The organism is Pedococcus sp. P2_E4, assembly GCF_056403935.1.
The window spans coordinates 23,124-35,754 of the sequence record NZ_JBFUEO010000033.1 but is presented as its reverse complement, the minus strand read 5'-3'; the positions used below and the strand labels follow the sequence as shown (position 1 = coordinate 35,754).

The 12,631-nt window shown below is 72.2% G+C and carries 11 protein-coding genes; 3 read left to right on the top strand and 8 right to left on the bottom strand.

Features of this window, described 5'->3' with window-relative positions; all coding sequences use genetic code 11:
* The 3 genes from AC1DV7_RS14355 to AC1DV7_RS14345 all read right to left on the bottom strand — a co-directional run.
* The coding region (locus tag AC1DV7_RS14355; RefSeq protein WP_477597815.1) for a coiled-coil domain-containing protein at positions 1-905 on the bottom strand (905 nt) is incomplete at its 3' end.
* Between the two features lie 326 nt (positions 906-1,231).
* A complete protein-coding gene (locus AC1DV7_RS14350; protein ID WP_477597814.1) occupies positions 1,232-2,551 on the bottom strand; it encodes an MFS transporter in 1,320 nt (439 codons plus the stop codon).
* Complete coding sequence (locus AC1DV7_RS14345; protein WP_477597813.1) at positions 2,551-2,994, bottom strand: SRPBCC family protein; 444 nt, start codon at positions 2,992-2,994, stop codon at positions 2,551-2,553. The genes AC1DV7_RS14350 and AC1DV7_RS14345 overlap by 1 nt, the downstream gene beginning before the upstream one ends.
* A 49-nt stretch (positions 2,995-3,043) precedes the next feature.
* Between AC1DV7_RS14345 and AC1DV7_RS14340 the strand changes: the two genes are divergently transcribed.
* Genes AC1DV7_RS14340 through AC1DV7_RS14330 form a run of 3 tightly spaced genes read left to right on the top strand, consistent with a single transcriptional unit; the run spans position 3,044 to position 5,838 of the window.
* Positions 3,044-3,958: an alpha/beta fold hydrolase gene (locus AC1DV7_RS14340; RefSeq protein WP_477597812.1), complete on the top strand. Its 915-nt coding sequence runs from the start codon at positions 3,044-3,046 to the stop codon at positions 3,956-3,958.
* A 24-nt stretch (positions 3,959-3,982) separates the two neighbouring features.
* Positions 3,983-4,375: a VOC family protein gene (locus AC1DV7_RS14335; protein ID WP_477597811.1), complete on the top strand. Its 393-nt coding sequence runs from the start codon at positions 3,983-3,985 to the stop codon at positions 4,373-4,375.
* 32 nt (positions 4,376-4,407) lie between these two features.
* The gene (locus AC1DV7_RS14330) at positions 4,408-5,838 is read left to right on the top strand and encodes an LLM class flavin-dependent oxidoreductase (protein ID WP_477597810.1); all 1,431 of its coding nucleotides are present in this window, start codon (positions 4,408-4,410) and stop codon (positions 5,836-5,838) included.
* Between the two features lie 62 nt (positions 5,839-5,900).
* On the opposite strand, the gene AC1DV7_RS14325 is transcribed toward AC1DV7_RS14330, so the two are convergent.
* The 5 genes from AC1DV7_RS14325 to AC1DV7_RS14305 form a co-directional block, all read right to left on the bottom strand.
* Positions 5,901-6,488, bottom strand: a complete 588-nt coding sequence (locus AC1DV7_RS14325; RefSeq protein ID WP_477597809.1) for a GTP-binding protein — start codon at positions 6,486-6,488, stop codon at positions 5,901-5,903.
* Positions 6,469-6,840, bottom strand: a complete 372-nt coding sequence (locus tag AC1DV7_RS14320) for a DUF742 domain-containing protein (RefSeq protein ID WP_477597808.1) — start codon at positions 6,838-6,840, stop codon at positions 6,469-6,471. Before AC1DV7_RS14320 ends, AC1DV7_RS14325 begins: the two co-directional genes overlap by 20 nt.
* Before the next feature lie 3 nt (positions 6,841-6,843).
* Positions 6,844-7,263: a roadblock/LC7 domain-containing protein gene (locus AC1DV7_RS14315; protein WP_477597807.1), complete on the bottom strand. Its 420-nt coding sequence runs from the start codon at positions 7,261-7,263 to the stop codon at positions 6,844-6,846.
* A complete protein-coding gene (locus AC1DV7_RS14310) occupies positions 7,250-11,110 on the bottom strand; it encodes a sensor histidine kinase (protein WP_477597806.1) in 3,861 nt (1,286 codons plus the stop codon). Before AC1DV7_RS14310 ends, AC1DV7_RS14315 begins: the two co-directional genes overlap by 14 nt.
* A gap of 324 nt (positions 11,111-11,434) precedes the next feature.
* On the bottom strand, positions 11,435-12,601 hold the full coding sequence (locus tag AC1DV7_RS14305) for a YibE/F family protein (RefSeq protein WP_477597805.1): 1,167 nt from the start codon (positions 12,599-12,601) through the stop codon (positions 11,435-11,437).
* Positions 12,602-12,631 lie beyond the last annotated feature (30 nt).

Here is a 12,631-nt window from a genome sequence, read left to right as displayed (position 1 = left end):
GCTCTCTGGCGCGCGGCCTCGGCTGCGGCGCGCTTGGCCGCGGCCCTGGCGGCGGCTCGCGACGCAGCATCCCGCGCAGCCTTGGCCCGGGCCTCGGCGAGGCGGGCCTGCTTGGCCGCCTCCGCGGCGGCAGCCCGCGCGGCGGCAGCGGCGGCGAGCCCGGTCTGCCGGGCCTTCTCGAGGTCCACCGAGGTCTTGCGCAGCGAGGCCAGCTGGGTCACGAGGGTCTGCTGCTGCTGCTGGATCTGGGCGGCGGCCGTCTCGGCTGCCTGCGCCTTCGCCTGCGCGGCGTCCCGGGCCTGCTGCGCATCGTGCGCGGCGGCGGCCTGCTGCGCCTCGGCCTGTGCGGCCTGCTTCTTCATCGTCGCGGCCACGATCGAGGTCGCCGCGGCCTTCTGCATCGTGCGGGAGCGGGCGTCACCGACGGCCTCGAGCGCGGTGGCCCGGTCGATCATGTCCTGCGGGCCCTTGCTCGACAGGTAGGCCTCCAGCTCGCCGAGGCTGCCGCCCTGCTGGTACATCACGGCCGCGTACCGGCGGACCTCCAGGCTCGCCGCGTCGGCGATCGCCTGGGCGGCCTCGGCCCTCTTGCGGGCGGCAGCGGTCTCCGCGGTCCGGCGGTCGAGCTTGTACCGCGCGCCGTTGTAGGCCTCGGAGGCGATCGCCGCCTGCTCCTGCACGTCGTCGAGGCGGGCGCTGGCGGCGGCGTACTGGGCGTCCAGCGAGGACACCTTGCCCGCGGTGCCCGCGACGGCCTTCCTGGCCGTGTCGACCTGGCTCTGCGAGGGATAGACCGGCTCGGGGTCGGCCACGGCCGCGAGGGTCGAGGTGGCAGCGAAGATCCCCACGAGGGACAGCGTCGCCGCTGCGCGGAGGGCGCGGCGGGGAGCGGGTGTACCGGGCACGGGGGATGCCTCTTTCTCGAATGGGGGCAGCCGGACGAGACTAGAGCCGGGTTTTCACTCAGAGCACTCCCGTCACACAAATCCCACGCCTTTCGGGGCGGCAGGCGAAATGACAGCCATGTCATTCATCGAGTTACATGCATGTTTTTCAGCAGGCAGACCCCACGATTCGATCACCTGTCCAGAGTCGATCACGAATCGGTAACGAAACTGACGTTTGCGCAGGTGGGAGGCCTTCTGAAGGCTCGTCCGGGGCGCCGCGGCGGCGGCGTCCCGGGGCCTTCACCAGCCGGACGACCCGGACATTTCGCCGGGCCGCGCCGGGCTCAGGGAGTGATGGACTCCCCGGCCCGCAGCGCGGCATACGCCTCCGGGTCGCTCTCGCGCAGCCCGCGACGGGCCTTGCGGCGGTAACGCAGGATCTGGACCACTCCCAGACCCCACACGAGGTACTGCGCCGACATGGCCACCCGGAACGTGTCCACGTCATAGGTGGAGGGTCCGCCGGGCGCGACCCGGTCGAGGATGATCCCGATCAGCGTGACCGTCGACAGGGACGCGAGGAAGCCACCCACGTTGACGATGCCGGTGGCGCTGCCCAGCCGGGTCGGCGGGTTGAACGTGCGGGCCAGGTCGAAGCCGACGAGCGAGCCCGGCCCCCCGACCGCCGTCACGACGACGAGCACCACGAGCAGCGGCAACGGCGCGCGGCCCGGCCAGAGCAGGACCACCGCCCAGACCGTCATGATCGCCCCGACGATGCCCAGGATGAGCGTCGAGCGCGAGAACGGGTACTTGGTGACGAAGCTGCCGATGAGCGGGCTCGACACCACCGTCGTGACCGTCATCAGCATGAGCAGGTTGCCTGCCGCGTTGGGCGAAAGTCCTTGTCCCGCAACGAGGAACGGATAGCCCCAGAGCAGGGCGAAGACCGTCGCCCCGAACTGCGCCGAGAAGTGGGACCAGAGCCCCAGCCTCGTGCCCGGGGTGCGCCACGCCGCGCGCACGACGCGGGCGAGGGCCCGCAGCTTGATCTGGTCGAGCTCGTGGTCGGGGTGGGGCGAGTCCCGCACGACACAGAGCACGAGGACGGCGAGCAGCACGCCCAGGCCCGCAGCGGTGGCATAGCTGGGCGTCCACCCCCACCGGTGCAGCGCGTAGACGAGGGGGGAAGCCGCGGTGAGCGCGCCGATCTGGCCGAGCAGGCCGGTCAGCTGCGACACCATCGGGATCCGCAGCGGCGGGAACCACAGGGACACCAGCCGCAGCAGCGGGACGAAGACCATCGAGTCGCCCATGCCCACGAACACCCGCGCCACGACCCCGAGGGCGAACGTGTCTGCGAAGGCGAAACCGAGCTGGGCCAGGGTCAGGATCGTGATCCCGCTGAGCAGCAGGTTGCGGGGGCCGAACCGGTCGAGCAGCGCCCCGACCGGGATCTGCATGGCCGCGTAGACGAGCAGCTGGACCATCGTGAACACGCTGAGCTGGGTCGCCGCGATGTCGAACCGCTCGGTCGCCAGCAGTCCCGCCACCCCGAGCGAGCTGCGGTGGAACACCGACAGGATGTAGACGAGGACAGCGGCGGTGTAGACCAGCCAGGCGCGGCGTCCGCCCAGGGGGTGGGAGGCAGGCGCGGGGGCCATCACGAGGCGCGGTCGAGGTAGTCCGCGAGTCCCGCCCGCCCCGACCGCATCATCCACGAGTGGTTGGCCCGCAGCAGCGGCCCGGTCACCGGGGCCGTCCGGGCGAGCAGCGTCGGCGTGACCGAGGCCTCCTGGTCGAACGTCGCCGTCGTCCCCTCGGGGCCGGCGCGCAGCTGCCACTGGCACCAGCCCTCGAGGTCGCCCGAGACGGCCACCCGCAGGATGCCGTCGGCCTCGTCCTCGACGTCACGGCGCAGCACGAGGTGCAGCGTGTAGGGCAGGAAGCTGCGGATCGAGGTGCGTCCCGACTCGTCGTCGATGCGCTCGACGCTGCGCACCTGCGGCCACCACACGGCATACCTCTCGACGTCGGCGAGGGCCGAGTAGACGTGCGGCACGGGCGCGTCGAGCGCCCACTGGTGGTGGAAGCGGAAGGTCGGCACGTCACCATTGTCACCGGACCACGGCCGGTGCGCCGGGTAGGTTCACGGGGTGGAGCAGTTCAGCCGGCAGGGCCTGACCTTCGACGTGACCGACCGCGGCCCCGTGGGCGGCGAGACGGTGGTCCTGCTGCACGGCTGGCCGCAGGACCAGCGCGCGTTCGACGCCGTGGTGCCCCCGCTGACGGCGGCCGGCCTGCGGGTGCTCACGGTCGACCAGCGCGGCTACTCGCCCGGAGCCCTTCCGCGGGGCCGCGGCGCGTATGCCGTGTCCGAGCTCGTCGCCGACGTGGCCGCGCTGCTCGACTCGGCCGGCGTCGGCCGGGCCCACCTCGTCGGTCACGACTGGGGCGGGACGGTGGCGTGGGCGTTCGCGGAGCGCCACCCCACCCGGCTCCGCTCGCTCACCGTGCTGTCCACCCCTCACCACCGTGCGATGGCGCTGGCGCTGCGAGGTCGGGACCAGCAGCGGCGCAGCTGGTACCTGCTGACGTTCCAGCTGCCCCTCCTGCCGGAGCTGCTCCTGCGCTTCCGGCTGCGGACGGTGCTCGCGCGCAGCGGCCTGCCCGCGCCCCTCGCCCAGCGGTATGCCGCCCGGTTCCGCCGGCCCGGGATGGCCCGGGGCGGGTTGGGCTGGTACCGCGCGCTGGGCGTCCTGCAGGCGAGGAAGGTCCGGGATCGACTGCGCGCCAAGGCATCTCGCGCCGAGACTGCGCTCCGTGAGTCGGACCAGGAACGGATCCAGGTCCCCACGACCTACATCTGGGGCTCGCTCGACGAGGCTCTCGGCCGGGAGGCCGCCGAGCTCACCGCGCAGTTCGTGGCGGCCGACTACCGGTTCGTCGAGGTGGAGGCCGGGCACTGGCTGCCCGAGCTGTGTCCCGACCTCGTCACCCGCGAGGTGCTGCGTCGCGTTGCCGAGACCGCTCCGGGCGGACCGGTGTCGCACGGGGCCGGGCAGGTCTAGATTTCGGGGCAGGAGGTGGTGGCGGTGAGCGGTGGGCACCGACTGGCGCAGGTGGCGCAGCACGCGGACGACCTTGACCGTGCCGCGGCTTTCTACGAGCACCTGCTCGGGTCGCCGCCGATCGGCCGGTTCGAGCCGCCGGGACTGCTCTTCTTCGCCCTCGGCGCCGGCACCCGCCTCCTGCTCGAGGGCGGCGCCCCTTCCGCGATGCTGTACCTGTCGGTCGACGACGTGCGGGCCTCGGTCGAGGACCTGCGCGGGCGGGGGGCCACGATCGAGGTCGAACCGCACGTGATCTTCCAGCACACCGACGACTCGCTCGGGCCCGCCGGCCACGACGAGTGGATGGCCTTCATCCGCGACAGCGAGGGCAACCTGGTCGGCCTGGTCAGCCACGAGGCGAAGGCCGGCCACTGAGCCAGGAGAACCGCCTGCCCGACCCCGCCCTGGTGGTCCTCGTCGGGCCGAGCGGCGCGGGCAAGTCGGCGTGGGCTGCCCGGCGGTACCGCCCCCAGGAGATCGTGTCCTCGGACGCGCTGCGGGCAGTGGTCGGCAGCGGCGAGCACGACCTCGACGCGTCCGACGACGCATTCGCCCTGCTCCACCAGATCGTCCGGGCCCGAGCCGGGCGTCGGCTGACCGTCGTGGTCGACACCCTCGGACTCGACCCGGCTCTGCGCGAGACGTTTCGGGACCTCGCCAGGTCGGCCGGAATCCCTTGCGTCGCAGTGCATCTCGACACCCCAGCGCCGGTCTGCCGTGAACGCAACGCGGCCCGTGACCGGCGCGTGCCAGCTCGCGTGATGGCCCAGCAGCTGGGTCGCGCGGCGGGCGTCGGGCAGGCGCTGGCCGCCGAGAGCTGGGACCACGTGCTGACCGTCAGCCCCGGGGCCACCAGCCCTGACGTCGCCGAGCAGCCCGCTCCGGCACGACCGGCGCACCGGTCCGCCGCCGTCGACGTCGTGCTGCAGGTCTCGCGGTTCCCGTGGGGGCAGGACCCCACGGGGTGGCTGCGCGACATCGCCCTTGCCGCGGATGACGCCGGCTTCGCCGGGCTCGCCCTCATGGACCACCTCATCCAGATCCCGCAGGTCGACCGGGCGTGGGAGCCGATCCCCGAGCCGTGGGTCACCCTCGGCCTGCTCGCGGGCCTCGACACCTCGCTGCGGCTGGGCACCCTCGTGTCGCCCGTGACCTACCGGGCGCCGGGGATCCTCGCGAAGACCGTTGCCACGCTCGACGTCCTGTCCGGTGGTCGCGCCTTCGTGGGCGTCGGCGCAGGCTGGTGGGAACGCGAGCACCTCGGCTTCGGGCTCCCCTTCCCCCCGGCAGCCGAGCGCCTCGACCAGCTCGAGGTGACGATCGAGACCATGCGGGCCCTCTGGTCCAAGGGCACCAAGGCCCACGAAGGGGCGCGGGTCAGCCTCCCCGAGACCACGGCATACCCGCGGCCGGTCGGGACGCCCCCGATCATCGTGGGCGGCTCGGGAGAGCGGCGCACCCTGCGCATCGCGGCGGAGCTCGGCGACGCCTGCAACCTGCCGAGCGACCCGGCCACGCTGGCCCGCAAGGTCGAGGTGCTGCACCGGCACTGCGCCGACGTCGGACGGGACCCCGGTGAGGTGGCAGTGACGGTGCTCGACCTCCCGGTGGTGGGGACCGACCGCGACGACACGTGGCGACGGGTCGAGCGGCTTCGCGGCCGCACCGCGGCGGCGACCTATGCGGCGCGCCACCACGCCGGCGAGGCCGACGCCCACGGGGAGCGCTACCGGGTGCTGCACCGAGACTTCGGGGTGAGCACGGTGTTCGTGGGGCTGCCCGACCTCGGGGGGCCCGACGACGTCGCCCGGCTCGCCCCGGTCCTCGACGGGCTCTGACGACGCGCGCGGAGCCCGGCACCAGAGGTGGTGCCGGGCTCCGTCGAGGGTCGTGCCGTGGCTCAGGCCGAGGCGGTGGCCACGTTGCTGAGCTGGGTGAGCGCGAACTCGGTGATGCGGACGAGGGCGTGCTTGGCCGACTCCCGGTCACGGGCATCCACGGTGATGATCGGGATGTGCGACGGGATGGCGAGGGCCTCGCGGATCTCCTCGGTGCCGAACGTCTGGGCGCCCTCGAACTCGTTGAGCGCGACGATGAACGGCAGGCCCTTGGCCTCGAAGTAGTCCACGGCGGCGAACGAGTCGTCGAGCCGGCGGGTGTCGACCAGGACGACGGCACCGATGGCGCCCTTGACCAGGTCGTCCCACATGAACCAGAAGCGGCGCTGACCGGGGGTGCCGAACAGGTACAGGACGAGGTTCTCGGCCAGCGTGATGCGACCGAAGTCCATGGCCACGGTGGTCGTGGCCTTCTGCTGGACCTTGGAGATGTCGTCCTGACCCTCGGACTCCTGGGTCACCAGGGCCTCGGTGCGCAGCGGGTCGATCTCGGAGACGGCGCCAACGAAGGTGGTCTTGCCGACGCCGAAGCCGCCGGCCACGACAATCTTCGTCGAGGCGCTGTTGCGGTTAGAGGGCGCGTAGTCCACTGAGTGTCCTTTCGATGAGTGCACGTCGTTCGTCGGTGGTGGTGTTTTCGGAGATGGTGGTGCGTGTCCGCATGTGTCCGGCGCTGATGAGGTCACCGAGCAGGACGCGTGCCACGCCGAGCGGGATGTGAAGTTTTGCGGAGACCTCGGCCACCGACTGGGATGCGGCACAGAGCTCGATGATCCGTCCCGAGAGGTCTCCCTCGGGCCAGGTCTTCTCACGTCCTGCCGGCAACACCTCGAGCGTGGCCTCGATGGGTAGGTCGACCACGGACTCGGTGCGCCCGGACGTGAGGGCATAGGGGCGCACCAGCCTGGGTGCGGCCGTCTGCTCGTGTGCGTCTGGCGCCATGGACTACCCCGACATCGGGGTCCGCGCAGCCGCGTCGATCATCTGACCGACACGGTCCACGAGGACCGCCATCTCGTAGCCGACCTGACCGATGTCGGAGTCGGTGCTGGTGAGCGCGGCCAGGTGCGAACCGTCGCCGACACTCATCAGCAGCAGGTAGCCGAGCTCCATCTCGATGACGGACTGGAGCACGGTGCCACCCTGGAACAGGCGGGCCGCGCCGGAGGCCAGGCTCGCCATCCCGGACGCCACGGCGGCCATCTGCTCGGCGCGCTCCGGGGGGAGCTGCTCGCTGGAGGCCATCGGCAGTCCGTCGGCCGACACCAGGATCGCGTGGGACACGCCTGGGGTCTCGGTCGTGAACTTGGCCACGAGCCAGTCGTACTCGCCCTTGGGCTGGGTCATGGCGTCAGTGGTGTACATCGGCTTCCTCTCGGTGGTTACCGTCGTGTGCTTCTTGCGCTTCGGTGCGGCCGGAGCTCACACCCTGTTGGTGGCGTTGCAGGTTGCGGCGGATCGCCTCGGGGTCACGCCGGTTCACAGCGGGGGCTGCGGGGGCCGGGGTGTCCGACTCGATGGCACCGGGGATCAGGTAGTTGCCGGGACGCCTCTTGGGCAGGCCGGCGGGGGACTCTTCCAGCGGGTGTGCCTCCTCGATGCGGGCGGCGGCCGACCAGGCCTCGTCAGCTTCGGTCGGAGCCCACTGCGAAGGACCAGCGGGGTCGGCGTCGTCGGTGAGCCACCGCGACATCATCGCCCGGAAGATCGGGGTCTCGTTCATGCTGACGGGTCGCGCCTTTGCGACCTGTGAAACCTCTGGTTCCGGCTGCGTCTCGCTCGGCACCTCGTCCTGGGCCACCTCGGTGTCCACGTCGTATGCCGGCTGCGCACCGTCGACCGCGTCCGTCACCTCGGTGGCGTCCTCGGTCTCGAGGTGGGCGTCCGTCGCCGAGGTGTCGTCGGTGTCGTCGGTGGCGTCGTGGGGGGTGTCGTCGGTGGCGGCCTCGGCCTCGGCCTCGGCGACGGGCTGGGCATCGGCGTCAGCCTCGACGGCTGCCTCTGCCACGGGCTCGGCGACGAGCTCCTCGACCGGCGCCTCGGCCACGGCGGATTCCACCACGGCCGCCTCGGCAACCGGCTCGTCGACGGGCTCCTCGACCGGCGCCTCGGCCACGGCGGGTTCCACCACGGCCGCCTCGGCGACCGGCTGGGCGTCGCGAGCCTTGCGGGCCCCGAAGAAGGACGAGCTGTGCGCCCGCAGGGCCGGACGACCCATCACGCGGGTGTCGACCTCCTCGGTCGGCGCGCCGGACGTGCCGGGGATGCGGGTCGGGAGGGTCGTGGAGCGGTCGAGCGGCGCGCGGCCGGACTCGGCGCCGGGGGCGTCGACGAAGGCCACCGGGATGGTGATGGTGTCGGGGTCGCCCGGCTCGGCGACGTCGGCAGTGGCTTCGGTGTCGGCGACCTCGGGAGCGGCCACGGACTCGGCCTCGGTGTGGGAGTCGGACGGGTCGTCCTGTCCGGTGACCTCGGCCACCCACTCCTGGGGGACGACCAGGTCCTCCTCGGCGTCCTGCTCGGTCGAGTCGGGGGACGCCTCGACGTCGGTGGCTGCCTCGACGGCCTCCACGGCCTCGACCTCGGATGCGGGGGCCTCGACCTCGGATGCGGGGGCCTCGACCTCGACTGCGGTGGCCTCGAGGGACTCGGGGCTGTCGGTCTCGTCGGCGGCGGGCTCGTCGCTCGTCGCGCGGGTCTTGGTGGCCTCGACCATCTTGGCGCGGTGGTCGAGCCAGGCCGAGAGGTTGGAGGGCATCTGCCGGGGCTCGTTCGCCTCGGCCTCGGCCTCGGCCTTCGCGGCGGCAGCCTTGGCGCGGCCGGGCAGCCACCCTCGACGGCCCTGCTTCGCAGTGGGCGCGTCGATCTTGGCCGTCGCCTCACCGGCGTCGGTCTGCGCCGCGGCGTCGGGGGTGTCCTCGAACTCGCGGTACTCCGTGATCCGGCTCGCGCTGGGCTTGCGGACGGGAAGGCCGGCGGCCGAGCGGGTCGCCGGAGCGGCTGCGTCACCAGCAGGGGTGGCGTCATCCTTGGCAGGCACGTCCGTGGCAGGCGCAGCCGTGACGGCGTCGTCGGCGACGGGGGTGACCTGGGCTGCGGGCTCGGGGGCGTGACCGTTCGTGGTCCTGGGCGCGTTCTCGTCGGCCTTGGCCGCCGATCCGTTGGTGGCCCTGGGGTCAGCCTCGTCGGCCTTCGAGCCGTTGGCGGCCTTGGCCTGGTCGTCGGCGTCCTTGCCGTGGGTCTTGCTGATGACCGGCTTGGCCGGGGCTGCCAGGGGCACCGGGGCACCGGGGCCGTGGGCGCCCGGCGTGCGGGTAGGCAGCGCCTTGGCAGCGCCGGGAACAGGGGTGCTCGGAGCACCGCTGGCGCCACGGACCCGCGTCGGCAGACCGGCCTTGGTGGTGCCGCCGACTGCCGACGGCGCGGGGGCGGTGGGAGCGACACCCTCCGGCGCGGGGGCCAGGGCGGACTTGCCGCGGAGCGTGCGCTCAGGCAGCGAGGAGGTCTCGGCGAGCAGGCCGGCGGGGATGTGCACCGAGACGGTGACGCCCTGCTGCTCGTCGCCGTTGCGGCGCAGGCGGACGGCGATGCCGTGGCGCTTGGCCAGGCTGCCGACCACGTAGAGGCCCATCCGGCGCGCGGTGTCGGCGGTGATGTCCCCGCCGTGCGCGAGCTGGTCGTTGATCGCCGCGAGGTCCTTCGGCGGCATACCGAGGCCACGGTCGGCGACCTCGATGAGGAGGCCACCTTCGGGCGTGCGGGCGCCGCGGATCGCCACACGGGACGTCGGGGGCGAGTAGGCGAGGGCGTTGTCGACGATCTCGGCCAGGAGGTGGATGAGGTCGGATCCGACGGCGCCGAGCACGTGGTCCGTTGCCGTCTCGCCGATGTCGATGCGCTCGTAGTTCTCGACCTCGGAGACCGCGGCGCGCACGGCGTCGGAGACCGAGATGGAGCCGGAGGCCCCACGACGGGTCGAGGTGCCGGCGAGGACGAGCAGCGAGTCGCTGTTGCGGCGCATACGGGCGGCGAGGTGGTCGAGGCGGAACAGCGACTGCAGTCGCTTCGGGTCCTCTTCGTCGCTCTCCAGGCGCTCGATGAGGCTGAGCTGCTGGTCGATGAGGGAGGTACTGCGGCGCGACAGCGTCTCGAACATGTGCCCGACCTGGACGCGGAGGCGGGCCTGGTCACCGGCGAGCGTCAGGGCCTGCGTGTGCAGGTCGTCGACGGCTCGGGCCAGCTGGCCGATCTCCTCGTGGGTGGTCACGGGAATCGGCACGAACTCGGGTGCCTCCTCGCCGTCGCGGATCTTGGCGACCGCCTCGGGCAGTCGGGTGTTCGCGATGTCGAGGGCGCCGAGGCGGACGGCCCGGATGGGGGTCAGCAGCGACTTGATCAGGGCGAGCACGAGGATGAGGGTGGCCATCAGGGCGATCGCGACGAGGCCCGCGTTGATGAGGGCGCTGGTCCGCAGGTCGGCCGCGCGGGAGTCGAGCGCGCGAACCAGGGCGTCCATCTCGCGCTGGACGACCGTCGCGTAGGCCGAGCCGCTCTCGCGGTAGCTGCCGCTGAGGAACTTGCGGTCGAGGGTCCCGCTGCCGGCGCTCTGGAGGGTGGCGCCGCGACGGAAGTTGTCGTAGGTGAGCCGCTGCACGTCGAAGGAGTTCGTCGAGATGACCTCGGCCTTGAGCCGGCTGAGGAAGGACGACTCTGCGCCCACCTGACCGGTGGTGCCGATGATGGCCCCGGCGTCGCTGGCGTTCTCCAGGCTCAGCTGCTGCGCGGTCATGGACCGGTGCGCGGCGACGGTGTCCTGGATCGCGATGACCGAGCGTGCCGACGCGTCGTCGCTGCTCAGGCCGAGGGAGGCGACGACCTCGGAGGTGGCCTGGGCCGTGGCGCTGGCCTTGTCGATGACGACCGACAGCGCACCCTTCTGGTCGATGACGGTGCGAACGCCCTTGCCGTTGTCGAGCGCCTTGTCGACCTCTGCCCGCGCGTGCGCGCTGACGTTGCCGTTCTTCACGGCCTGCGCAAGCGTGTCGGCGGCCTTCTCGTACGCCACCACGGACGGGTTGCGTGCAGGACCACCGGTGACGGCGGAGGTGGCGAGGGTCTGGACTGCGGCGTTGTAGTCGATGAGCGGCTTGACGACCTTGGACGCCTCGGAGGCGCTGGTCAGCTCTGTGGCCTGGTCGAAGTCGCTCTTCACGCGCAAGCCACCGAGCACCAAGGCAAGCAGGACTGGGAGGACGAGGGCCGCCGCAAGCTTTCTGCGCAGAGACCAGTGGCCGAAGGCCAGGTCCTGGGGGACACGGCCAGCCGCCGACTGCAGTCTGGACACAGAGTCACCTTCCTCATCACGAAAACTGGGGCGAACGGCAACATACGTGCCGGTGCGCGGGGTGGGGGAAGCCATCCGGGGCCATGAGGACTGTTTGGCCTGAGCATTACTGGCCGAACGGACTAGAGCACGCCGCAGGTCGTCGTCCCCGGGTCCTTGCGCTCCGTCTAGAATCCGTGGGCCATATGTGCGCTATGCCCTCGGGTGGCCGAAGCGCCCGGGCGAGGCTGTCGCCGGCCGTGTCCGCGCGACGGCGACAGCGGCGGCCAGGGTCGTGATGGGGACCGCGGCGATGAGGCCCAGCGTGCCCACCACACTGCGCACCAGCTCGGTCGCGACGAGCTGGTCGGACAGCACCTGCCCCACCGGGTCGTCGAGGGCGACGATGAGGACCAGCAACGGGAGCGAGGCGCCCGCGTAGGCCAACACGATCGTGTTGATCACGGAGGCGATGTGGGCGCGCCCGACGCGCGTCGCCGCGGCATACAGCTGGCCGACGCTGAAGCCAGGGTTGGCGAGGGCCAGCTCCTCCACCGTGACCGCCTGGGTGACCGTCACGTCGTCGAGGACGCCCAGCGAGCCGATCAGGATCCCGGCCAGGAGCAACCCGCGCAGATCGACGCCGCGGGTCTGCGCCAGCAGGAACGAGCTCTCGTCACCACCACCGGACAGCTTCATGGCGCTCACCGCCAGCACCGACAGCAGGCCGGTCAGCAGGAGGCTGGCCAACGTGCCGGCGAGGGCCACCGTGGTGCTGCGACCCACGCCGTGCGTCAGGTAGAGGACGACGAGCACGATGGCCGCACAGCCCACGATGGCGACCGCCAGGGGTGGCTTCCCGTCGAGGATCGCGGGGATCACGAAGCCGAGGATCACGGAGAACGTGAACCCCAGGCCGAGGAGGGCGGTGACGCCTCGCCAACGCCCGAAGGCCACGACGGCGAGGGCGAACGCCGCGAACATGACCCAGAGCTGGGTGCCGCGCTGGTGGTCGATGATGGCGTACTGCGTCCCCGCCGGGTTCCCTGCCGAGTACGCCAGGGCGATCTGGTCACCGGACTGGACGGTCACCGCCCCGGGTCCTGAGGGCAGGGGAACCGTGAGGGTCGTCCCTTGCTGGTCACCCGAGGTCAGGCGAACCTGCGCCGTCCCGCAGACCGCATCCGCCGGCGCGGGGCTGGGTGACGACGCGGGGTCGGCAGGGCCGTCGCACGCCCGGACGTCGACCGCGCTGACGACGCCGTTGACCTGCTGCCCGTCCTGACCGACCGCTTGGGGCAATGCGCCGTCCGGCCACAGCCAGGCCATGGCGAGCCCGACGACGCACAGCAGGAGGGCGACCGCGGCCAGGGCGCGCACGGAGGTACCCGTGGCGGAACCGGAGGCGGC

What these genes read in the sequence shown, in the direction of transcription:
- AC1DV7_RS14350 (WP_477597814.1), bottom strand. Translation starts at nt 2,551, where the DNA reads ATGGCCCCCGCGCCTGCCTCCCACCCCCTGGGCGGACGCCGCGCCTGG.
- AC1DV7_RS14315 (WP_477597807.1), bottom strand. Translation starts at nt 7,263, where the DNA reads ATGTACACCACTGACGCCATGACCCAGCCCAAGGGCGAGTACGACTGG.
- AC1DV7_RS14320 (WP_477597808.1), bottom strand. Translation starts at nt 6,840, where the DNA reads ATGGCGCCAGACGCACACGAGCAGACGGCCGCACCCAGGCTGGTGCGC.